The following is a 21,541-nucleotide window of genomic DNA, read 5'->3' on the forward strand; positions in this document are numbered from 1 at the left end:
AGATATGGCTAATTGGGATGAAATAAAACGTGAATATGAAACTACTAAAATAACATTAGCTAAACTGGCTGAAAAACATGATGTTCCTTTAGGTACTGTGAAAAGCCAAAAGAGCCGTGATGCTAAGAACGGTAATCCGTGGACTAGGGATGCAGCTAAAAAGGATGCAACAAAAACAACAAAGGTTGCAACCAAAGAGAAACAAGTAGGAGCCCCTAAAGGCAATGAGAATGCTAAGGGGAATAGAGGCAATCCTAATCCGACACCTAAGTTTGCGAAACGCAACTCAATCGCAGAGAAGCACGGTTTCTTTTCAAAGTTCCTACCAGAAGAAACACTCGAAATCATAGAAGCGATGAATGAGCGTTCTCCAGCAGATTTAATCTGGGATCAAATACAAATTCAATATGCTGCAATCATTCGTGCTCAACGCATCATGCATGTTGAATCGAAAGAGGAAATGATCAAAGAAATCAAAAAAGAGAAGTATGGTTATTCTGAAGTTGAGACAACCGATGAAGATGGTAAAACTTCATCCAAATACGAGCGAACATTAGATGAAGTAGAATACAACTTCCAGTTCGCATGGGAACGACAGGCGCAACTACTCACCGCTCAATCGAGAGCAATTGGGGAGTTGCGTTCTTCTATTCGTCAGTTTGTTGAGATGGCTGATGCAGATGATGAACGTCGCTTGAAGCTTGAGCAGATGCAACTGAATATTTCGAAGACGAAAGCTGAAATCGAAAAGCTTGATAAGAAGGATGACGGACCTATGGAAATTATTATCAAGAGAAAGGGTGAGGATTGATGGAAAAAGAAATTAATCCTCGATTTGACGATTTCCTGTTTGATTGGTCAACCAAGTTTCAGTTTCTTGTAGGAGGTTACGGGTCCAGTAAGTCTTATCATGTGGCATTAAAGCTAATTTTAAAGTTGCTGCAAGAAAGGCGTACCGCATTGGTTGTGCGCGAAGTATATGACACGCATAGGGACTCTACTTTTTCCTTGTTAGAGGAAATAGTTATCGATTTAGGGTTGGATGGTAGAGTGAAATGTTTATCGTCACCTATGCAAATCAGGTTTCCTAATGGCTCGAAAATCATCTTTAAAGGGATGGATAAGCCACAAAAGTTAAAATCGATAAATAACATATCGATTGTATGGTTAGAAGAATGTTCAGAAATCAAATACGCAGGCTTTAAAGAGTTGCTTGGACGTTTACGTCACCCAACTTTAAAACTGCACATGATTCTCTCTACAAACCCAATAGGAACAGATAACTGGTCATATAAACACTTTTTCAAAGATGATTTGAATAAGCGATTAATTTTAGATGACGAGCTGTTATATGAACAAAAAACAATTATAAAGAATGACACGTATTATCATCACTCAACTGCTGATGATAATTTATTTTTGCCTGAAAGTTATATAGCTCAGTTGGATGAGTTGAAAGATTATGACCGAGATTTATATCGTGTGGCACGTTTGGGGCGCTTTGGTATTAACGGTGTGAAAGTGTTGCCTCAATTCGAGGTGAAGTCACATAGAGAAGTGTTGGACTTTATCGAAAGTAATCGTCCATTCTTAATGTTTCGTGTGGGTATGGACTTCGGGTTCGAAGATTCCTATAACGCTTTAGTGCGTGTAGCAATCGATAAACAGCGAAAGCATCTATATATCTACACAGAATACTACAAAAACAAGATGACAGATGATAAAACTGCGATTGAATTAGTTGAATTTAAAGAATCGAAAGAGCGCATTAGAGCTGATAGCGCGGAACCAAAGACTATTGAGTATTTTAGTCAGCAAGGTTTCAATATGGTTGCTGCTAAGAAGTTTCAAGGATCACGCTTACAATACACGAAAAAAGTTAAACGATTCAAAAAGATATATTGTTCTGATCAATGTGAGAACACAATATTTGAGTTGCAGACACTGACGTACAAGAAAAATAAAATAGATGAAATCATTCCGGATGAATTTAGTATTGACCCGCATACATTAAGTGCCATTTGGTATGCGCTAGATGATTACGAAGTATCAGACTTAAAGAATCCAATTGATCGCTATAGAAATTTATTAGGAAAGTAGGTGATTGAATGAAATCCTTAGATCAAGCAAAAGAGATGAGAAATGACTTCATGCAAGGAAATGGCAAAGCGAATCAGAAAGATAAGTTGACCAGACAGGTTGCAGGTGTTGGACGTAAATTGTCGCATGATGAAATCACGAACTTATATGGTGATAGCCGTATTGTTCAAAATATTATCGATATACCAGCAGAGGATATGACGCGCAACTGGTTCACTTTGAAGATGAAAGATGAACAATTGGCCCGGAACATTATGAGTAAATTTGCTGATCTTAAAGCGAAAAAAGCATTCAAAGAAATGTTTACTTATGACCGTCTCAGAGGAGATGGTTTTATTAGTTTAGGGGTAACACAAGCTACTGCATTTGAATTAAGTGATGAATTACAAACGGATAAATTGTATTCTGTTGATTATTTGCATGCTTTTAGTTCCATGAAGGTTAATGAATTCCTGATTAATGAGGACGTATTCGATATTAAATATGGACAGTTGGAGCAATTACGTATTAATCGTGCATCTAGTCATGGAACGCAAACACAAACAACGGAATCGGCTGTACACGTCTCGCGTTTGCTTCACAGCCAAACAAGGCGATTTGAAGGGGAAGCGCAAGGTCGCTCGCTTTTAGAACCGTTATATGACATTCTGACGGTTTTTGATACGTCTGTTTGGTCAGTTGGTCAGATTCTTCATGACTTCACTTTTAAAGTGTATAAATCTAAGGATATTGATAACTTATCATCACAGGATAAGCAGCAACTATCTATGATTATGGACTATATGTTCCGTACAGAAGCACTAGCGATGATTGCAGCAGATGAGGACCTAACAAAACAAGGTACATCAGTATCAGGTATTAAAGATTTACTAGATTTCGTTTGGGATTTATTATCTGGAGCTGCACGAATGCCTAAAACAGTAATCAAAGGACAAGAATCAGGAACTATTACCGGCGCTCAATACGATGTGATGAACTACTATTCTCGCATTGTTGCTGATCAAGAGAACGAAATGAAGCCTCACTTAGAAAAGCTCATTCGAATGCTTTTAATGGCTGAAAAAGAGCTTGGAGGGCGTATTGACCCTGAATCATTGGAGTGGGAAATACAATTCAATCCGTTATGGAATGTTGACGCTAAGACGGATGCAGAAATACGGAAGATTGTTGCAGAGACAGACCAGATATATTTATTGAATGGTGTTGTCGAAACGGACGAGGTACGCGAGGCGAGATTTGGTCAGTTTGGTTTAACTAACGAAACTAAATTTAGTGGTGATGAAGCTGATTTAAAGAATCTAGCTGATCAAGTATACAAAGGATACCGTGGTCGCAATGAATAAGAAGGTGCCGATTACACGTTTCCCTGATGCAGTAGCAGTTACTTATAGTCGTGCTATTCGAAAAATGGTGCTTGAACTAGGTGATGAAACTCTTAAGCAATTCGAAAAGCATATTGAACTACTATTGATTGAATCCAGACAAGATAGTACGAAGTTTGTTGTTGATGGTATCTTTGACAGCATCAAACGAATGCTGAAAGCTATTAAAAACAAGGCTGAGATAGTATTCAGTGAAAGAAAAACACAATCTGCAGCCGAAAGGTTTGTGAAAAGCGTTAATCGCTTTAACAAACATAACATTGATAATCAACTTGTGGTTAAAGTTATAGACCCAGCACAAAGAGAACCGTGGTTAGATTCGTTTCTTAATAACAAAATAAAAGATAATGTGAGTTATGTTAAAAACATAAAGGATGACTACTTATCTGAAATTGAAAATGTGGTCCGTGATGGCGTTAAAGAAGGTCGTACAGCTAAACAAATCCGCAAACAATTAGTTGAACGGGTTGGTGTAGCTGAAAGCAGAGCGCAATTTATCGCTGTAGATCAGACAGGTTCTATACTTGGTCAAATGACTGCAGAAAGGCACCAACAAATCGGGATAGATAAGTTTAAATGGCTCACATCTCAAGATGAAAGAGTTAGAGACTCACATAAAGCGCTCAGTAATGAAGTTTTTTCTTATGATGACCCACCTACTGCAAACGGCCGTGTTGTGTTGCCTGGTGAGGATTATCGTTGCAGATGTGTTGCTATTCCTGTTTTTGATTAATTTTGACTAATATAACCTAATGAAGTTAAAATTAATTTTAATGAATTTAGGGGGTAAAATTAATTATGAATTTATTTTTAGATACTACTGTCTTTTATGACGATCCTTTTTTACAAAAGCCACATATGAAAAATCTTTTGAATATCTTTAAGCAACATGATTTTAAAGTTTATGTTTCGAGTGTTGTATTAATGGAAACTAGACATCATTATGAGGAGAAAATAAGAGAAAACATTAATTCTTTTAATAAATCTGCTAAATATTTACAAGATAAGCACCGTGGTTACTTTAGAGATATATATCAAGATGTGGAAAAAGAAGTTGAATATTGCAGAGATAGGTTTGATCGTCATTACAATAATGCTGAACAAATTACTGTATTGGAATATGACAATAATCTATTACCTGAATTGGTAAGTAGGTCAATTTATAGGATTAAGCCATTTACAGAAAAAAAACAAGAATTCAGGGATGCGATTATTTGGCTTACTTATGCACAATTTGCTGAGGAGAATTGTTTAGAAAATTGCTTATTTATCACAAATAATTCTACTGACTATCTATATAGACAAGAGCTTCACAAAGATTTGCAGAAAGATACAGCAAGAATAAAGGTTTTTCAGCAACCATACGGGGTTCTTAATTCAGATCTTTTAGAGCCCTACGTTGAAACAAATGAACAATTTAAAGAATTTGTGAAGACATGGGATAATATGAGTAGTGAAGTTAGAAATAGTATCTTGAATAAGGTGTTGGAAAAAGAAGAAGTTCAAAATGAGATAAGGAATTATGTGACAGAATATATAAAATATAGTCCTTTTAGTGAACTTTATTACTTCGGAAAAGGAGAAGGTGGATCCGAATTATTAAATATAGAAAAAGTGAAATTGAAAACGGAAAGAGGTAATTTTAGTATTATAAGTGGGGATTTAACATTTAATGGACAAATTGATGTGGTCTCCTCAACAGAAGATATTATACTTTTACAAGATAATCAAACCGAAACAAAAATAAACAAAATAGAGTTGGAATTGTATTTTAGTAGTGATTTTAATAGCGATACTCATGAAATGACAAGCTTTATAATCAATTCACATTACAATTTAAAAAATGTTCAAGAAGAAATGGCGCATGCCATTGCATCTCAACATTTGTAAAGAGTTGTGTTAACAACTCTCTTTTTATTTTTGAAAGGGGGTGAAACATTGAAACTACAACGTTACGACACATCTTATATAAAAGACTACATGGAAACACCAGAAGGGTATTTAACGGTCAATGTACCGATTACTCGTCCTGGTGTTTTTCCATATCAACGGCAAGATGGTTCGGTTCAAATGGAGGCGAAACTGCCAGAAGATATTTTTAGTGACCGTACTATTTATTCAGCACGTTCTAAGCCAGTTACAGATGGCCATCCAGAAGTACCAGTGACGGTTGATAATTATCAATCTTACGCAAAAGGGATGAGCCACACAGATTCACGTGTGGAAGACTTTAAGCTTTATATCTCATTGACAGTAACGGATAAGGCGCTCATTAAAAAAATACATGATGGATATAACGAAATCAGTATTGGTTTCTTATCGGATGTTGTTGCAGAAAGTGGAATATACAACGGCGATCAGTACGAATATGTTCAGCGAAATGTTGAAATTAATCATATTGCGATTGTAGAAAAAGGTCGTGCAGGTTCAGAGGTTGCTATTCGTTCTGATTCCGACGCATGGCAAATTGATTCCGAAGAGGATAAACATAAAGGAGGAACAATTTTGGTCAAATACAAAATTAACGGAAAAGAATATGAGATTGATCCAGCGGTTAAGGCGCACATCGAAAGCTTAACATCTTCAAAAGACGAGGATGATGAGGAAGATCCGAAAAATAAAAAGAAAAAGACAGATGCCTTGGATGTTTTGCAAGGACGTTTCGATGCTTTGGAAGTGAAGTTACAAAATACTGAAAACGAGCTTGCGAATGCAAAAGCAAAACAAGTATCTGCAGATGAGTTAGATAAAAAAGTAGAGGAACGTGTAGGGTTAATCAGCACAGCAAAACCTTTACTTGGGGACTCATTCGACTTCACTGGTAAAACAGAACGTGAAATTAAAGAGGCAGTAATTGCGACAACTAAAGAGGAATTTAAAGGCGATGGTAAGTCAGACGACTATATCAACGCCTTTTTTGATGCAACTGTAGAACAGGTCCAATCAAATGGCTTCTCAAGCACTGGTCCTAATAGTGCGTACACAGGTGATTCATCTAACAATAAAGATTTAGAAGAACTTAAAAATAAACGCTTAAACATGCGTAAATAAGGAGGAACTTACATGCCTATTACAAATTATCCAGATTACATGCAACCTGCTGGTAAAGCCGGTCAATTATCAAGTTACCAAGAATACTTAGCAGATACTTACGCAGTAGAAGCAATAGTACCATTTGGTGCAGCAGTACAACTTAATGCCGCAGGCACAGCAATTAAGCAGATAGCTACAGGTGGTGCAGTAATCGGTATTGCTTTAGCTCAAAACATTCATGACTGGGTGGAAAAGAAAGATGATCAAAACTATCCAGTAGGTGAACCGGCAGCGATTGTTAAACGTGGTCGCATTTTTGTAGTTGCTGGTGGCGACGTTATCAATGGCCAAGCTGTTAAAGTGGACCCTGCAACTCAAAAATTTACAATTGATGGTGAAGTAGCTATCAATGGTGCTGTATTCAAAGCAAATGCTACAGCAAATCAATTAGTAGAAATCGAAATTAACTTACCTTAAGGAGGAACTTTTACATGACAAATCCATCATATCGCGGAGATGCTTTAATCCGCCCTCAAGATTTAAACGCAATTGATCAGCGTGTGTATGAACCACATGCTTCAGAATTAAAAGCACGATCTATTTTCGGTGTAAAAACGGATATTCCGGCAGGAGCTAAAACATATAGCTATGATGTTTTAACTCGCTCAGGTGCTGCTAAAATCTTAGCTCCAGGTGCAACAGATGTACCTTTAGTGGACGCAGACTTAACAGAAGAAACAGTGAAAATATACTCCATTGCCGCAGCTTTTAATATCGGTGTTCAGGAAGTACGTGAGGCGCAAATGGCAGGACGTCCGATTGATGTTACAAAAGCTGATACTGTACGAAAGGCCATTGCTGAAAAGGAAAATCAAATCGCTTTCGCAGGTGATAAGACTCATGGAATTAAAGGTTTAACGGATTCAGTTGGTATTCAGGTATATGCGACACCACAAAACGAGGCAGGCACTTCTACGAAATGGAAAGACAAGACAGGCAAAGAAATCGTAGCTGACATTCGTAAAGCAAAAAACATGATTAATAAATTAAACGGGCATGAAGCTGATACGTTGTTAGTAACGCCGGATTCAAACGAAGAGCTCGAAAAAACATTTAACGAGTTCACGCAACAATCGGTGTTGGAGTACATTAAATCTCAAAACTGGTTTAAACGTATTGAAACAGTAAACGACCTAGCTAAAAAGGGGTTGGCGGGTACAGAGTGTTTTGTGGTCCTTGATTCTTCACCAGACGTTGTAGAACTTGGGATTCCGTTAGATATTATACGTCATCCACAAGAGTACGCATTCCCAAATACCAAAGTGCCATTCGAAGAACGTACAACAGGTTTAATCATTCGATATCCGATGGCTATTTGCCGTGCAGATGGAATTTAAGGGAGGACCAATCAATGTTAGTACAAAACAAAGGTAATCACTCATATACAGCAAATGATTTAACACTTGTTCCTGGTACAAATAAAGTGGATGAAAAGGAATTCGAACATTTTCTTACTCATCCACTGATGAAACATCTTAATGATAAAGGCGAGTTTGTCTATGACAATGAGAAAACAAGACCATCTGCAAAGGATGCAATTGCGATGATTGAAGATGCGTTTGACATTGACATGCTAGAGGCTTTGAAAGCTGAAGAGGACCGTAAAACAGTTCTAGATGCCATTGATAAGCGCATTGAAGAGTTGAAAAATCCCGAAAAATAGGAGGGATTCACATGTTATTAACGTCAATTGAGCGCATTCATATGCTAAGTGATGAATTTACTTCAATTTCGGATGAAAGATTAACCATGTACATTGAGGATGCTTCGCTTGAAGTGTCCTCTTTGCCTGTTCCAGAGATATATCAGGAGCGATTAGCGCGATATTTAGCAGCGCATCTAGCTATTTTAAGTGTAAGCAAGGATCAAACGGTAATCCGCGAAAAAGTTGACATAATCGAACGTCAATACAGTGCCCCAAATAAAAACATCGGGCTTTTAGCATCAAAGTGGGGCCAAGAATACCAACGTATTTTAGATGAATTAGAGGAACAAATAAAACCAAAGAAATCAATCAATTTGATGGTGTTATGATATGAGTAAGAATATACAGATAAGAAACATTACTAGGATTCCTCAATTAAAAAAAGTTATAAAAGATTTAAATAGCTATGCTGTTGAAGTTGGGATATTTGGCGATGGAGAATACGTGATGATAGCTAGAGTTCATGAATTCGGTATGACAATAAGGACTAAAAAAGCGAATATCAATATTCCTGAACGTTCTTTTATGCGTTCCGTATTTGAGGAAAAACAAGATGCATGGACCAAGTTTGTTAAGAAGCGATTACCACTTGTGTTGGATTCTAAATTAGATGTTCGTATATTATGTGAAGACTTAGGAGCAAAGATGGTAGGAGATATTCAAGAAAAAATAGTAGATTTAGATACTCCACCCAATGCACAGTCGACCATTGATCAAAAGGGATCTAGTAATCCATTGATTAATAAAGGTGGCGCTGGAGGCTTGCTTAGTAAAATTACTTATAGAGTGGTGAAGAAATAATGCCTGAAAAAATGTTGTTTGCTTCTGTTATCCAGTCTCAAGGTGTGCCATTCATCGCTCATTTGCAAGGTGAAAGTGGCTACGTTGATGGTGAATGGGTTACAGGGCAAGAAGCACCTAAGGAAATGATAGGGGTAATACTACCTCTCAGTAATGATGACTTAAAATATGCTGAAAACGGCACATACACAGTTAAAGAAAAGAAATTACTAACTGTTGACCAAATACCAGAAGGAACTAAGGTGGAGTACAAAGACCAAAAATATACTCTGCAAGCTTTTAAAGATTATTCCGAGTATACAGACGTCAATATATATTTGTTGAGGTGGCGAGAAAAATTAATTTAATTAAATTAATTCGTAAACAACTCGCAACCGATACGGATTTAACAATAATTCGTGCAGATCAACCAGGAGACTTACCGAAATTACCATACGCAACATATAAGGTGATAGGTGATCGTAAAGGCGTGGGTCAAGAAGATATTTCCTATCGAGATGAACCCAATGTTCTTATAGAAAATCGGACAGAAGAACGTAATGCCACAATTTCGTTTAACTCTTATGGAACTACACATGACAACTCTTATGAGATAGCTAAAAAGCTTCGTAAGTGGTTTGCACATGGTGGTTCTCTTTATTTAGAGGAAATCGATGTTGCGATTGTTGATGTGTCAGAGGTAGAGAATCGTACTACTTTTTTAATCGATTCTTATGATGAAAAATGGGGATTTGATGTGATTATTCGATACCTAGACGTTGATGAAAATGAAGTAGATTACTTCGACAAAGTAGAAGTAGAAATGAAATTAGGAAGGTGATTAAATGCGGTTTGTTGATATAGAGATTTCTAGAGAAACAAAGCCAGTTTCGGAAAAGGGTTTCGGAGTACCTTTGGTATTAGCTACCAGTAAAGCTATAGATTACAAGAAATATACAGGCATTGAAGGTGTTACCGAAGACATCGCTGAAACAACAAAAGAATATAAATTGTTATCTCGTATGTTTGGTCAAAATCCAAAGCCTGCAGAAATAGCAGTGTATGGCATTGTTTTCGATTCTAATAAAGATGATCCAACAGCATTAACAACAGCGCTAAATGAATTAATTAAAATTCATAAAGATTTTTATTATGTGGTCAGTACTGAGCAAGGTGACAAGGAGATTAAGGCTCTCGCAGAATGGACTAATACTCAAGATAAAATCTACGGTGTCACGACATCAAATGTAGAATTAACTGAGGAAATACGTGAATTATATGACAATGCTTTCGTTGTTGTGCATGATCAACCAGATACGTTCGTTGCAGAAGGCCTAATTGGTGTTTGTGCTCCAAAAAAAATAGGCTCGTATACATGGACATTTAAAAATGTAAGTGGTGTACCAGCAGCAAAATATAGTGATCATATGATTAATCGTATTCATGATGCGAATGCATCGACTTACATCAATGAAGCAGGTCTGCTATTGAACTCAAGAGGTGTTACAACAAGTGGTGAATATATTGATGTGATTCAAGCAACACATTATCTTAAATCACGTATTGCTGAGAGAGTATTTCACTTACTTGCGCTTAGAGATAAAGTTCCTGGCACGGATGCAGGTATCGGCTTGGTTGTAAGTGAAATTGAAAGCGTTCTGTCGGAAACAGTAGAAAACACAACTACCGGAGAGGGTATCATTGCTCGTGATGACGCTGGTAATCCGATGTATACTATTACCTTCCCCAGACGTGCAGACATTCCAAAGAAAATACTTGCTCAACGTATTCTTCCAGATATTCAATGGACGGCTACTATTTCAGGAGCATTCGAAAAAGTACAAATCCGTGGTGTACTAACGGTTTAAGGAGGTTTTTTAATGATTTTTAATTTTAAAGATTCAGTATCTGTTGTCGGAGGTATTATACTCACTGGATTTATGGATGGTACACCGGTTGAGGCAGAGAAAAATGAAGATACTTTTTCTCAACATGTTGGTGCTGATGGAGCCGTTACTTATAATGAATCAGCAGACGAGACAGGTACTTTTACATTTACGCTAAAACAAGATTCGAGTGTATTGCCTATGTTAGATGCTTTATTAAAATCAAAGGAACCATTTAATGTTTCGATTACTGATTCTAAACGAAAGAAACGTGTAAGTGGTTTAAATTGTCACTTTTCGAAAAACCCAACATTTTCACGCGGCGCTGAAGTTGACGCAGTTGAATACACAATATTAGCAGCACAATACAAGGAGGATTAATTCAAATGACATTTACACCTAAAAAGAAAGAATTTAAATCAACAGCAGGCAATGAATACACTTTTCAAACCGTACCTAATTCAAAACAAGCTGAAATTGTTGATATTGGAACAGGGTTACAGGGGAAAGTTTTGAATTCAAAAATGATGCCACAAATTTTAGAACATGTTGTAGTTGTACCTAATGGATTGAAAATGGATGACTTTGAGACTTGGGAGGAGTTAGAGGAGGTCACTACCGCAGCCTTTACATTTCTTCGAACAGGACAATAATAAATTAAAAAATCTTTCAGGGGTGCAAAGCATCCCTTCTTTTTATGGAAAGAAAGCAAAAGAGAAGTGGTGGAAATATGTTATTGGATATCACTATAAGATGGATCCTCACGCTGTAGAACAATGGGATAATGACACCATTTTAGAAACACTCGCATCCTTAAAAATGCTAGGGGTGATTAAATGAGTAGTGCTGGTAGCATGCGAGATATGTTTGTCGGCATTTATTTTCAGGATGAAGCAACTAAAGTTATTGATCAAATAGATAAAAAGATGGATGAAGTTCAGCGTTCGTTAACTGGATTTGGGTCAAAACTGAGTAAAACATCATCTGGTTTTAGTTCGATGGGGAAAGTTGGTATGAGCACTGCTGCATCTGTTAACAGTGGCATGAATCAGAGTGTTCAAAGTGTCGGAAAACTAAACCAGAAAGTCGGTGAAACAGGTAGTGGTTTTAGTAGATTAAAAAGCACAATCATCGGTGTTGGCACGGCCGTTGGTGCGGTCAAAGTTATTGATAAAGCTATTGGTATGGTTAAAAGTTCAGTAGATGGGGCTATAGGTCGTATTGATACACTAAACGGTTTCCCTACTGTTATGGAAAAAATGGGCTTTGCTAGTGAAAAGTCGTCAGCTAGTATTGATAAATTGTCTGATGGTATTCAGGGCCTACCAACAACGTTAGATGGTATTGTCGGAAGTACAAAGAATATTGCACTTATGACCGGCGATTTGGATATGGCTACAGATACAGCGCTATCGTTAAATAACGCATTTATCGCGTCGGGGTCAACGTCAGCAGACGCGGAACGTGGTCTTGATCAGTATGTAAAAATGCTATCTAAGGGTAAAGTTGAAGCTGATAGTTGGTCAACGTTACAAGAAACGATGGGATTCGCACTTAATAAAACGGCCGAAGCATTTGGTTATACAGGCAAGTCGGCGCAACGTGATTTATATGGTGCGCTACAAAAAGGCAAAATCACATTCGATGATTTTAACAAAAAGATAATTTCGCTTAATGGCGGTGTAGGCGGATTCGCGGAGATCGCTAAGGAGAGTAGTTCTGGTATCGCTACATCATGGAGCAATATGAAAACCGCAGTGACAAGAGGTACGGCTGGCATTATTCAATCGATTCAGGATACGTTGAAAGATACGCCTTTGGAATCGATAGAAAACGTTGTCAGCAAACTAGGTAAGGGATTCAATACAGCATTAGGATTTATATCATCCGGTATAAAAAGCATTGATACAGCTAGTTTGAGTGAGAAAATCAGCGGCGTTATGAATTTTGCTAGTGCCGTAAAAGATACCATTTCATCACTATGGAACGATAGTGGAGATGTATCAGACATTTGGCAAAAATTCGGATTGCCAAAAGAAACGAGTGATGGCATTGCATCATTCGCCGATGTAATAAGGGGTACATTATCAACCGCTGTAGATGGCGCAAAAAAGGCTTTTGATGGATTCAAAACGGGTTTGTCATGGGTGATGGATAATAAAGATGTCGTAATAGCAGCAACGGCAGGTATAGCAGGCGGTTTCGCTGTGTTTAAAACTATCTCCACCGTAAAAACAGCTTTAGATTTATTTAAAAGTAGTACACTTTTATCTACTATTGCCACAAAAGGTTTTAATGCAGCTTTGAGGGCTAACCCTCTTGGTATGGTTGTAACAGCCATCGGATTGTTAGTAACAGCCGGTGTGTACTTGTATCAGAATTGGGATACAGTAAAGGAAAAAGCAGGCGAACTGTGGGGCAAAGTAAAAGAGGTATTTGGTGCCATATATGATTGGGGGATGTCTAAAATCCAACCAGTAACAGGGTTTTTTAAAGGTCTTTATGATAAATTTATCGATTTTAAAAACGCAATACTAAGCTTTAAACCACCTGAATGGGTTTCATCAATTGGTGGTGCGATAGGTAAAGCAGCCGGCGCAGTTGGGAATTTCATTTCAGGTTCTCACGCTACAGGCTTGGAACGAGTACCATTCGATGGTTATGTAGCTGAATTGCATAAAGACGAAGCTGTTCTAACTGCAAATCAATCAAATGCGCTACGAAGTGCAGGGATATTGAGCCAAGGTAGTTCGGGTACACCAGAGTTAAATCTAGATGAAAATAATTCTGGTTCAACGCCACAAATGCCACAACCAGTTAACAGTAGTAATGATAACAATGCCACTGCTAATAATGGTGGAAATCAATTTATTTTTAACATTTCAGGTAACAATGCCATGGATATCACGCAAAAAGTACGTGAAGTTATTAGTGATATTCTTGATTCAGAAATGCAAACAACGTAGGAGGGTTGATGTAATGCCATACATTAAAGATGTATTAATTGATGTAATAACAAATATTAATATACCTGAATCCTCTACTACAACGGACCATGCTTTGGAAGATGGTGAGCAGACAACAGACCATGTTATAAGTAACCCTATTACTATCTCGTTAACGGGTGTAATTCTAGATGCGACTGAAGCAAAGGTACTAAAGTTACGTGAATACAGGGAAAAAGGTGTAATTATTGATTTTAATTACATGACAGCCCTTAAACATGTAGTGATCACTGATTTCAATCGTGATTACGAAGCTAAAATTAAAGACGGTTACGCTTTTACAATGACACTTAAACAGATAAAAGTAGGGAAGGTTGCTAAATATGTTAGTGTGTCTATTCCAGTTAAGAAGCAAACAAAACCTGTAACCCAAAAAGGACGACAACAGACGAAAAAGACACCTACAGCAAACTCAAAATCAAACAAAACAAAATATTCAAATCCACCCAAAAAATAAAACGTCTAAAAAACAGGAGGGGCGTAAGTGAACGAGTATATTGATATCGATAAAAATGAAATACCATACTCATTTGAAATTGAGTTAGCAGGAGAAGTTTTTGAGTTAGAAGCAAATTACAACCAAGCTCACGACTTTTTCACTGTTGATTTATTCAAAGATGGTGGCGCGCTAGTGATTGGCGAAAAGTTAATTCTTAATCGACCGTTATTCCGAAACCGCGTTGATATTGACTTACCAAAAGTAAAAATAATTCCTAAAGACCGCGCTAATTCAGCTACTCGTATCACTTACGAAAATCTGTATGAGACGGTCTTTTTATATGTAGGTGAAACAGATGAGTAATTTATACATGCGTAAGACTAAATTAATAGTTGGCGACCGTGAAATTACGGATCCATTAACAATTAAATTTAGTGTTCCTTTTGGTGATAACGATAAAGTAGATACAATAGACATCCAAGTTTACAACCTTAAAGACGAAACAATAAAATCCATATCAGTGAACAAAGCAGTTATTTTGAGCGCTGGCTATGTTGACGATAATGGAGTAATTTTTAGTGGCGTACTCAAGAAAAAGGAAACAAAGTGGGAAGGCTTAGATAAGATTACTACATTCAAGTGTATTGATTGCACGTTGGACTATACCCAAGGTGTTATCAAAAGAACATATGCCCGTAATACACCAGCATCCGTAATCTTAAGAGATTTAGCTCGCGATGCAGGCCTTGCGATTGGTGACATTGACTTGCCTACGGATTTTATTTATAGGTCAGGAAAAGCGCTTAACGGAAAAATCAAGTTCTTAGTATCTGAAATAGCGAAGGATTGTAAGGCGAAACTGCATATCAACAAAGGCCGTATGTATGTACGTGACCGAGCCAAAGGTGACAAAGTAGGTTTGGATATATCTAAAGAAACAGGCTTAATTGATGCACCAGAAGAAATTGAAGAAGAAGTAAAGGAAGAAAAGAAAGTAAAAGAAACAAAGGAAACAAAGGAAACAAAGGATGAGAAAAAATCCAAATCTAAATCCGAGAACCCCCAAAAAAAGATAAAAGGATACAAAATTAAGATGTTGTTAAATCACAAAATTACAACAGATGTCATTATTAAACTAAAATCAAGGAATGTTAATGGGGTGTTCCGTGTATCAAAAGGTGAACACAAAGGAGATACATCAGGAACAGAGTACTACACAGAGTGCGAGGTGGTACCGGTATGACAAAAACTACAATGACTCAACTTGTGAGCGCATCTATTGAGGAAAGTTTGATGAATGTGAATACTTGTCTAATTTGCAGGATCTTAGAGGTGGACATGAACACATTTAGAGCTGATGTATTACCTCTTAATGATCCTGATGCCACACCTATTTTAGATGCACCAATAGCATTTCACCAAACTGATCAATTCGTAATTCAGATTCCATATAAAAAAGATGATAAGGTACTTGTAGTTTGCTCACAGGCTGATATCGACCCTCTAATGTTTGGCGGTGGCGATGCTGCTAGTCGTTCATTCAGTGCCAATGATGCATTAATAATCGGTGGAATTAACCTTTTTACAAATCCAATTCAAAACGAGCATCCTAATGATGTGGTAATAGGCACTAAGGATTTTCAAACAAAAATAGTATTAAACGATGCTGGAGAAATTGATATAAAATCATCAAAATTCAGAGTCGAAGCCGATGATATAGAATTTGTTGGTAGTAATATCACTGCAAATGGCAGAAATTTAGCCACAAATATAGAGTAGGTGGTGGAGAAATGCACACTCTTAAATATGACGATAATGGTGATTGGATGCTAAATGAGCTTGTGCATGATGATGACCAACTCATTCAAAATCTTAAACAATTGTTGCGTACTCGAGTAGGTGAATGGATGTTTGATGATAACCATGGTTTCCGAAGGGCGGTTATCGAACAAAAATTACCTAATAAAAAACAAATCGTTCAGGCCATGCACGACTGTTTATATCAGGAACCACGAGTAGTTGAAGTACTAAATGTAGATTACGATTTCAATCGGATTAAACGGTTTTTAACCATTAATTTTAAAGCTCGCACAACATATGGCGAAGAGGTAGGAGGTGAAGCTGTTGTTAACCAAATATGGGTTTAAACGATTACGTACAGCCGATTATCTACCGATTATTGAAGAACAGGCTCGGGATTTGTTTGGTGAAGATGCCGATTTATCAGATCTCACACCTCTTGGTAAATTCATATTTTTACAAGCACAACAACGTGCTGAAGATAATGAAGAGCTTGAACAGGTTTATAATGCTCGATTTGTTGATACAAGCGAAGGTGCAGCGTTAGAAGCGAATGTCATGCGAGCCTTAATCACTCGTAAGAGATGGCTGAAAGCAAGTGGTGGAGTCATTGTTAATTTAGATAAGGGCGCAAAGATTAATTTAGATGATTTATTCAGAACGAAGTACAATGTGTATTTTAAAGCGTTAGAAGCTGTTGACGCAGTAGAAGATGGAAACTATCGATTGAATGTCGAAGCACTGGAATATGGTGCAATCGGCAATGTAGAACCAAATGACATTTCAATTATCGTAAACCCACAGAGTGGCATCAATTCGGTAACGAATCCAGATGCTTTTTTTAATGGCCAAGATGAAGAAACGGACGCAGAATTACAAGATCGTTATTACGACTCGTTGGGGAAGGTAGGTTCTAGACGTGTTGAATCAATCGAAGCGAATGTTCTTGATGATGTTAACGGTGTTCGCTCTGCTATTGTTATTGAAAACGATACAAATGATTTTGATGCTGAAGGACGTCCACCCCATTCTATTGAAACAGTTGTTTTAGGCGGATTAGATGAAGATGTTGCAATGGCTATCTTTCAAAAAAAAGGTGGCGGCATTCGTGCTTATGGACAAACTATATTTACCTATAAAGATAATCGTGGAATTATACATGAAATTGGCTTTACAAGAGCGACAACAGTTAGTTTGTTTGTAAAAGTATATATCGAAAAGGGCAAACAATATCCGTTAAACAGAGACGAATTGGTCATTGAGCAATTGATCAAATATGTTGATGGCACTTACAATAAAACGCTTTATCCAGGAGTAGGCATGAGCAAAGACGTCATTTGTACAAAGGCAGAAGCACGTGTCCTATCAATTGATGGTATAGAGGATGTAAGGGTCGAGTTCTCTACAGATGGAATTACTTACAAACCTCGTAATGTAGCAATCGCCTTTCCTGAAGTCGGGGAAACAGATGAATCCAAAATCGAGGTGTTGAACCTTGTCTAATGAACGACTGCAAACATTACTGGACCGTATGCCTCGTCAGTATGCTAATAGTGAGGATAGTAATAACTACAAGCTACTAAAAATCATTGCTGAAAATGGCGTAGAAAACATTGCTATCCAGCAAACAATTTTAAAGTATTGGGATGTAGAGCAAGCTGAAGATTATGGCTTAGATAGGCTCGGGAAAGACGAAGGGATAGCGCGCGGCAGTTGGGATGATGAAGAATATCGTAAAATGATTAAAATTCAGTGCGTTCTTAACCTTTCCGATGGCGATATAGACACAATGAATCAGATTATGGATGCGTACATGGGCAATGATTTCATTGGCTTTGAGGAAGGCTGGATGGAGTTTGATCCAGCTACATTACTGTTGAATATTCGTTCATCTGCTAAAAGCGTCCCAGAATCGTTAACCAAAAGAATAAAAGCTGCTGGTGTAGGTATTTATATTTTTTTAAATGAATTAAACGAATTTATAATACTCCACGCTGGCACTTATGCATGGCAAATTAATTACAAAATCTGTGGTCGTTTTAAAACAGCAAGAACTCATGGTGCATTAGGAGATGAAATATTAAGCATACACAATGAGTCTTATGGTTTCATTATGAACAATAAAGTGTGCGGCAGATTTAAAGCAGGAGGTGTGAGGAATTGAATGAAATACAACCATTGATGATAGATTTAGTACAACAATTTTTAAGTAATCTTGTTGCAGGTGCCAAGGTTACTATTGATGGTGTCGTTTACGACAAAGAAATCTATCACACTAGTACAAAATATGGACTAAGGAAGTATGTGAAATTGTCGTTAGAACAAGGTTTAGTAACACGTGCTGCTTTAGTCGATAGTTATGGGCGTGAATTGTATGTGAAAACGATGAACTATCAAAAAGGTTCACAGGGGTATGTAATTGCATTTCCTCTGCAACTCGAAGTGAAGGAAGTGAAAGTAAGTGAATAAAAAACTAATGAATGGCGAAATACCTCTAAATTTTAAGAAAAACCCGTATGAGCGCATTCAATGGCATGATGATGTTGAAGATCCTGTCACTGGTGAAATCATTGAGGAAGGCACACCATTTATGTCTGAGTACGCTAATAATTTCGAGTGGGGTATTTTTAATGCTTATCGTTTTTTAAATGAAATGTATCGGCAAATGGAACGTATGCGTGTCCAAATGGAGTTAGATGGCCGTGTACCAGGTAACAGCGGGACGTTCGCTGACACGTTAGATGGTAGCAGTAATAAAATCATATTAGACAAAGCAATGACTGATATTATCGAGGCTGTCATAATAGGTACAACTACTTTAAAAGTGGCTAGTGTTAATGGTTTTGCACCATTTACGCAAGTCACTATTTTTGATGATCTTCACAGCGAGGATGTTATTATCACTGAGATAGGTACAGACTCTATTAAAGTACAAGCTCTTAAAAATGCATATAAAAAAGGTGCGAAAGTAGCTCGCAGTAATGTGACTGTGGATACGGTAAATGCCGAAATGGGTGTCGGTGATTGGCAGACATATAATGTAGAGTTAGTGGAGGTGGTCTAGTGGTAAAGTATTATTACGACAAGTTTACCTCGATTAAGGACGAATATTATACCTATGATGTGGTCGAGGATATTTATGAGAAAAGGGTATATATACACACCTATTCTTTCGAGAGCTATTTTTACGAATGGTTAAAAGCAAAGTACGGTGTTGGTGTAACAACGCCAATAACTAATGGATATGCATACAACGAAATATCTTTTAACTCTAAGACAGGTAAGTTTACGCGTAGTAAGCCTATGGATTCACGCCCTATTAATACTTCAACAATAAAAGAAGTATGGGATATTACTACTAATAATCCGTCTTACGGAAATAGACACTTCTTTATAGAAGTGCTTTCTGGACCTGCTAAAGGTTTTTACATGGTTAATATGTTCGATAACTGGGATAACCAAAACTACGAAAACCAGTATCACATAACGATGTATAAAATGACGCCTACTCTATACAGTTGGTCATACGTAAAAGGTGAACTAGTGCAGGCGAACGTAGTAGCAGAAGAAGGAACATACCCAACAGATGGTCGTCATACTGATGGATATTGGTATGTAAAGGGTACTAAGGCAAACACCGCACCAACAGTCACATTAGTCTCACCTAGCAACAACCAAACGCTGTACGAAAACGACACAATAAACATATCAGGCAATGCTTACGATGCAGATAAAGACCAATCAGTAACTGCGTATTATCAAATCAATAGCGAACCTAAAAAGGTCTTAGCAACGAATCTAAGTCAGATGCAAATATCATTATCAAAGCAACTCACATTTAAAGGTGGGAAGTTGTACGATGGCGAAACAGTGCTTACTGGAATGCTTGCTGAAGGTGTAGAGCATAAATTAAAGGTATGGGCGGTTGAGAGTGAAGGAGCACAATCTACAACTGTTGATCGTACGTTTTATGTCGTTCCTAACCGAGCTCCACTTTTATCTGTAGACGCTGTTGTACCTTCAGGTGTTATTGATATGGACAAATTTAAAATCAGTGGTACTGCTTTGGATGAAGATGCTAATTCAAGCGTTAAAGTAACTAGACGTATTAATGCTAATAATCCTGTTGAAATTTATAGTGGAAAAGGTGGCGAGTGGGAGTTTGAAATCTCACTTTCTCAGCTAGTTGTTGGTGCGAATACGATTGTCATCGAAGTCGTTGATAACTACGGTGCTAAAACTAGCAAAACAATTAAACTCAATAAAAATGCTGTGAATGCGCCTATTTTGCAATCCGTAGCTCGATATAAAGTCGAGCCGCCAAAGGGATCTGCAAAAGGCGTTTTGTTGTGGGTTCAACGTGATACTGACCTAGATTTAAAGGTTGATTTATCAATGACGTTAAAAGGCGAACAAGAAACGTATGTACCACTTACAGCAATGCATACTGTGCCGGTATATGAAGGTGTTGTGGAGGATGAGTTTTATTATGAAACGTTGGAGCCGAAAGACGATATCATTCTAAAACTAACTACAACTAGACCTAACATTGACGTTGACCATAAAATCCATTTAATCATGGGGGTGCTTGAATAATGTTGAGACGCAAGAGATTGCCAGATGGTTCGCTAGGTGAACTTGAAAAAGTTGGATTGATACCTACAACCGAAGAACAAGTACTATCTTTAGGTGAAGAGTTAGCTCAAGAAAAAGTAAAAAGCATCCAAAAAGACCTCTTGATTAATAGTCTTGGTTCACAACTTACTCAGTTAAAGCTAGAGGTTATCTCAATGAAAGGCGGTGGAGAGTGATGAATTTTTGGCAAATTGCTTTTATCTCAAGATGGGTAACATCAGAACAATTACGAATTGTTGTGAAAACTGATGCTAATCCGTTCGGTGAAATTACTCCAGAGCAGTACAAAGAAATTACAAAGCAAGATTTCGAAACGCAAGCTAAGGCTTAGTTTGATTTGTATGAAAACTACGAAAATTGAATTTACGGTTTAATAACAATTATATATAATAAAGGTATAAATATGTACTTCGCTGTTTTTCGTTCGATTCGAAATCTCTCAACCTATGAAAGTTTAACTGTTTTTATGGGTAATAAAGGATGGTTTATAGGCGTTATGTATAGTGGCGTACTATCAGCTGTGATATCAGATATCTTAGATTCAATACCTAGTTTGGAGATGATAAATTTGTTTAATACTTTCATTATAGTTGCTGCTTTGGCGCTTTGCGGGGAGCCTGGAGGACAGAATATGTAGCCAAGCACTTAAGGAATGGTATAGTATAGTTTCAATATAACAATTAAATTAGTTATTTATACTGTATCATTTCTAGCAA

Annotated in this window: 29 protein-coding genes; all 29 read left to right on the forward strand. The window is 37.3% G+C overall.

Features of this window, described 5'->3' with window-relative positions:
• The first annotated feature begins 4 nt into the window (after positions 1-4).
• The 29 genes from terS to B1B04_RS08595 all read left to right on the forward strand — a co-directional run bounded on the left by terS (position 5) and on the right by B1B04_RS08595 (position 21,156).
• Positions 5-811 (forward strand): phage terminase small subunit, encoded by an 807-nt coding sequence (terS, locus tag B1B04_RS08455; protein WP_079561018.1) that lies wholly within the window; start codon positions 5-7, stop codon positions 809-811.
• The gene (locus tag B1B04_RS08460) at positions 808-2,100 is read left to right on the forward strand and encodes a PBSX family phage terminase large subunit (protein WP_094075085.1); all 1,293 of its coding nucleotides are present in this window, start codon (positions 808-810) and stop codon (positions 2,098-2,100) included. Before terS ends, B1B04_RS08460 begins: the two co-directional genes overlap by 4 nt.
• An 8-nt stretch (positions 2,101-2,108) precedes the next feature.
• Positions 2,109-3,443, forward strand: a complete 1,335-nt coding sequence (locus B1B04_RS08465; protein WP_079561020.1) for an anti-CBASS protein Acb1 family protein — start codon at positions 2,109-2,111, stop codon at positions 3,441-3,443.
• The gene (locus B1B04_RS08470) at positions 3,436-4,215 is read left to right on the forward strand and encodes a minor capsid protein (RefSeq protein WP_079561021.1); all 780 of its coding nucleotides are present in this window, start codon (positions 3,436-3,438) and stop codon (positions 4,213-4,215) included. Before B1B04_RS08465 ends, B1B04_RS08470 begins: the two co-directional genes overlap by 8 nt.
• Before the next feature lie 65 nt (positions 4,216-4,280).
• Positions 4,281-5,372, forward strand: a complete 1,092-nt coding sequence (locus B1B04_RS08475) for a PIN domain-containing protein (RefSeq protein WP_079561022.1) — start codon at positions 4,281-4,283, stop codon at positions 5,370-5,372.
• 48 nt (positions 5,373-5,420) lie between these two features.
• Positions 5,421-6,533 (forward strand): DUF2213 domain-containing protein, encoded by a 1,113-nt coding sequence (locus B1B04_RS08480; protein WP_205756633.1) that lies wholly within the window; start codon positions 5,421-5,423, stop codon positions 6,531-6,533.
• Positions 6,534-6,545: 12 nt separating this feature from the next.
• Positions 6,546-6,992 (forward strand): structural cement protein Gp24, encoded by a 447-nt coding sequence (locus tag B1B04_RS08485; protein ID WP_079561023.1) that lies wholly within the window; start codon positions 6,546-6,548, stop codon positions 6,990-6,992.
• A 14-nt stretch (positions 6,993-7,006) separates the two neighbouring features.
• The gene (locus tag B1B04_RS08490) at positions 7,007-7,912 is read left to right on the forward strand and encodes a DUF2184 domain-containing protein (protein ID WP_079561024.1); all 906 of its coding nucleotides are present in this window, start codon (positions 7,007-7,009) and stop codon (positions 7,910-7,912) included.
• A gap of 14 nt (positions 7,913-7,926) precedes the next feature.
• Entirely contained in the window at positions 7,927-8,238 is a 312-nt protein-coding gene (locus tag B1B04_RS08495; protein WP_079561025.1) for a hypothetical protein, read from the forward strand.
• 11 nt (positions 8,239-8,249) lie between these two features.
• Positions 8,250-8,609 (forward strand): DUF4054 domain-containing protein, encoded by a 360-nt coding sequence (locus B1B04_RS08500; RefSeq protein ID WP_079561026.1) that lies wholly within the window; start codon positions 8,250-8,252, stop codon positions 8,607-8,609.
• A 1-nt stretch (position 8,610) separates the two neighbouring features.
• Entirely contained in the window at positions 8,611-9,081 is a 471-nt protein-coding gene (locus B1B04_RS08505) for a hypothetical protein (RefSeq protein WP_079561027.1), read from the forward strand.
• Positions 9,081-9,428: a hypothetical protein gene (locus tag B1B04_RS08510; RefSeq protein WP_079561028.1), complete on the forward strand. Its 348-nt coding sequence runs from the start codon at positions 9,081-9,083 to the stop codon at positions 9,426-9,428. Before B1B04_RS08505 ends, B1B04_RS08510 begins: the two co-directional genes overlap by 1 nt.
• Complete coding sequence (locus B1B04_RS08515) at positions 9,407-9,901, forward strand: phage neck terminator protein (protein ID WP_079561029.1); 495 nt, start codon at positions 9,407-9,409, stop codon at positions 9,899-9,901. Before B1B04_RS08510 ends, B1B04_RS08515 begins: the two co-directional genes overlap by 22 nt.
• A 4-nt stretch (positions 9,902-9,905) precedes the next feature.
• On the forward strand, positions 9,906-10,928 hold the full coding sequence (locus B1B04_RS08520; protein WP_079561030.1) for a DUF3383 family protein: 1,023 nt from the start codon (positions 9,906-9,908) through the stop codon (positions 10,926-10,928).
• A 12-nt stretch (positions 10,929-10,940) separates the two neighbouring features.
• Positions 10,941-11,327, forward strand: a complete 387-nt coding sequence (locus B1B04_RS08525; protein ID WP_079561031.1) for a phage structural protein — start codon at positions 10,941-10,943, stop codon at positions 11,325-11,327.
• A gap of 5 nt (positions 11,328-11,332) precedes the next feature.
• Positions 11,333-11,599 (forward strand): hypothetical protein, encoded by a 267-nt coding sequence (locus tag B1B04_RS08530; protein WP_079561032.1) that lies wholly within the window; start codon positions 11,333-11,335, stop codon positions 11,597-11,599.
• 183 nt (positions 11,600-11,782) lie between these two features.
• Positions 11,783-13,912 carry a tape measure protein gene (locus tag B1B04_RS08535; protein ID WP_079561033.1) on the forward strand — a complete coding sequence of 710 codons (2,130 nt, stop codon included), beginning with the start codon at positions 11,783-11,785 and terminating at the stop codon, positions 13,910-13,912.
• A 13-nt stretch (positions 13,913-13,925) separates the two neighbouring features.
• Positions 13,926-14,408, forward strand: coding sequence for a phage baseplate protein (locus B1B04_RS08540; RefSeq protein WP_079561034.1), 483 nt, complete (start codon positions 13,926-13,928; stop codon positions 14,406-14,408).
• 27 nt (positions 14,409-14,435) lie between these two features.
• Positions 14,436-14,753: a phage baseplate plug family protein gene (locus B1B04_RS08545; RefSeq protein WP_079561035.1), complete on the forward strand. Its 318-nt coding sequence runs from the start codon at positions 14,436-14,438 to the stop codon at positions 14,751-14,753.
• Positions 14,746-15,633 (forward strand): phage protein, encoded by an 888-nt coding sequence (locus B1B04_RS08550; RefSeq protein WP_079561036.1) that lies wholly within the window; start codon positions 14,746-14,748, stop codon positions 15,631-15,633. The genes B1B04_RS08545 and B1B04_RS08550 overlap by 8 nt, the downstream gene beginning before the upstream one ends.
• A complete protein-coding gene (locus B1B04_RS08555; RefSeq protein WP_079561037.1) occupies positions 15,630-16,169 on the forward strand; it encodes a Gp138 family membrane-puncturing spike protein in 540 nt (179 codons plus the stop codon). Before B1B04_RS08550 ends, B1B04_RS08555 begins: the two co-directional genes overlap by 4 nt.
• 11 nt (positions 16,170-16,180) lie before the next feature.
• A complete protein-coding gene (locus tag B1B04_RS08560; RefSeq protein WP_079561038.1) occupies positions 16,181-16,537 on the forward strand; it encodes a contractile injection system sheath initiator in 357 nt (118 codons plus the stop codon).
• Positions 16,515-17,693 (forward strand): baseplate J/gp47 family protein, encoded by a 1,179-nt coding sequence (locus B1B04_RS08565; protein ID WP_079561039.1) that lies wholly within the window; start codon positions 16,515-16,517, stop codon positions 17,691-17,693. Before B1B04_RS08560 ends, B1B04_RS08565 begins: the two co-directional genes overlap by 23 nt.
• Entirely contained in the window at positions 17,686-18,354 is a 669-nt protein-coding gene (locus B1B04_RS08570) for a hypothetical protein (protein WP_079561040.1), read from the forward strand. Before B1B04_RS08565 ends, B1B04_RS08570 begins: the two co-directional genes overlap by 8 nt.
• Entirely contained in the window at positions 18,351-18,659 is a 309-nt protein-coding gene (locus B1B04_RS08575; RefSeq protein ID WP_079561041.1) for a hypothetical protein, read from the forward strand. Before B1B04_RS08570 ends, B1B04_RS08575 begins: the two co-directional genes overlap by 4 nt.
• On the forward strand, positions 18,652-19,254 hold the full coding sequence (locus B1B04_RS08580; protein ID WP_079561042.1) for a hypothetical protein: 603 nt from the start codon (positions 18,652-18,654) through the stop codon (positions 19,252-19,254). Before B1B04_RS08575 ends, B1B04_RS08580 begins: the two co-directional genes overlap by 8 nt.
• Positions 19,254-20,786, forward strand: a complete 1,533-nt coding sequence (locus tag B1B04_RS08585) for an Ig-like domain-containing protein (protein WP_079561043.1) — start codon at positions 19,254-19,256, stop codon at positions 20,784-20,786. Before B1B04_RS08580 ends, B1B04_RS08585 begins: the two co-directional genes overlap by 1 nt.
• A complete protein-coding gene (locus B1B04_RS08590; RefSeq protein ID WP_079561044.1) occupies positions 20,786-21,001 on the forward strand; it encodes an XkdW family protein in 216 nt (71 codons plus the stop codon). Before B1B04_RS08585 ends, B1B04_RS08590 begins: the two co-directional genes overlap by 1 nt.
• Positions 21,001-21,156 carry an XkdX family protein gene (locus tag B1B04_RS08595; RefSeq protein WP_079561045.1) on the forward strand — a complete coding sequence of 52 codons (156 nt, stop codon included), beginning with the start codon at positions 21,001-21,003 and terminating at the stop codon, positions 21,154-21,156. Before B1B04_RS08590 ends, B1B04_RS08595 begins: the two co-directional genes overlap by 1 nt.
• Positions 21,157-21,541 lie beyond the last annotated feature (385 nt).

This window comes from Lysinibacillus sp. KCTC 33748 (assembly GCF_002237755.1).
In the GTDB taxonomy this organism is placed as follows: domain Bacteria; phylum Bacillota; class Bacilli; order Bacillales_A; family Planococcaceae; genus Lysinibacillus.

What these genes read in the sequence shown, in the direction of transcription:
- terS (WP_079561018.1), top strand. Translation starts at nt 5, where the DNA reads ATGGCTAATTGGGATGAAATAAAACGTGAATATGAAACTACTAAAATA.
- B1B04_RS08465 (WP_079561020.1), top strand. Translation starts at nt 2,109, where the DNA reads ATGAAATCCTTAGATCAAGCAAAAGAGATGAGAAATGACTTCATGCAA.
- B1B04_RS08470 (WP_079561021.1), top strand. Translation starts at nt 3,436, where the DNA reads ATGAATAAGAAGGTGCCGATTACACGTTTCCCTGATGCAGTAGCAGTT.
- B1B04_RS08475 (WP_079561022.1), top strand. Translation starts at nt 4,281, where the DNA reads ATGAATTTATTTTTAGATACTACTGTCTTTTATGACGATCCTTTTTTA.
- B1B04_RS08485 (WP_079561023.1), top strand. Translation starts at nt 6,546, where the DNA reads ATGCCTATTACAAATTATCCAGATTACATGCAACCTGCTGGTAAAGCC.
- B1B04_RS08490 (WP_079561024.1), top strand. Translation starts at nt 7,007, where the DNA reads ATGACAAATCCATCATATCGCGGAGATGCTTTAATCCGCCCTCAAGAT.
- B1B04_RS08495 (WP_079561025.1), top strand. Translation starts at nt 7,927, where the DNA reads ATGTTAGTACAAAACAAAGGTAATCACTCATATACAGCAAATGATTTA.
- B1B04_RS08500 (WP_079561026.1), top strand. Translation starts at nt 8,250, where the DNA reads ATGTTATTAACGTCAATTGAGCGCATTCATATGCTAAGTGATGAATTT.
- B1B04_RS08505 (WP_079561027.1), top strand. Translation starts at nt 8,611, where the DNA reads ATGAGTAAGAATATACAGATAAGAAACATTACTAGGATTCCTCAATTA.
- B1B04_RS08510 (WP_079561028.1), top strand. Translation starts at nt 9,081, where the DNA reads ATGCCTGAAAAAATGTTGTTTGCTTCTGTTATCCAGTCTCAAGGTGTG.
- B1B04_RS08520 (WP_079561030.1), top strand. Translation starts at nt 9,906, where the DNA reads ATGCGGTTTGTTGATATAGAGATTTCTAGAGAAACAAAGCCAGTTTCG.
- B1B04_RS08525 (WP_079561031.1), top strand. Translation starts at nt 10,941, where the DNA reads ATGATTTTTAATTTTAAAGATTCAGTATCTGTTGTCGGAGGTATTATA.
- B1B04_RS08530 (WP_079561032.1), top strand. Translation starts at nt 11,333, where the DNA reads ATGACATTTACACCTAAAAAGAAAGAATTTAAATCAACAGCAGGCAAT.
- B1B04_RS08535 (WP_079561033.1), top strand. Translation starts at nt 11,783, where the DNA reads ATGAGTAGTGCTGGTAGCATGCGAGATATGTTTGTCGGCATTTATTTT.
- B1B04_RS08540 (WP_079561034.1), top strand. Translation starts at nt 13,926, where the DNA reads ATGCCATACATTAAAGATGTATTAATTGATGTAATAACAAATATTAAT.
- B1B04_RS08550 (WP_079561036.1), top strand. Translation starts at nt 14,746, where the DNA reads ATGAGTAATTTATACATGCGTAAGACTAAATTAATAGTTGGCGACCGT.
- B1B04_RS08555 (WP_079561037.1), top strand. Translation starts at nt 15,630, where the DNA reads ATGACAAAAACTACAATGACTCAACTTGTGAGCGCATCTATTGAGGAA.
- B1B04_RS08560 (WP_079561038.1), top strand. Translation starts at nt 16,181, where the DNA reads ATGCACACTCTTAAATATGACGATAATGGTGATTGGATGCTAAATGAG.
- B1B04_RS08590 (WP_079561044.1), top strand. Translation starts at nt 20,786, where the DNA reads ATGTTGAGACGCAAGAGATTGCCAGATGGTTCGCTAGGTGAACTTGAA.
- B1B04_RS08595 (WP_079561045.1), top strand. Translation starts at nt 21,001, where the DNA reads ATGAATTTTTGGCAAATTGCTTTTATCTCAAGATGGGTAACATCAGAA.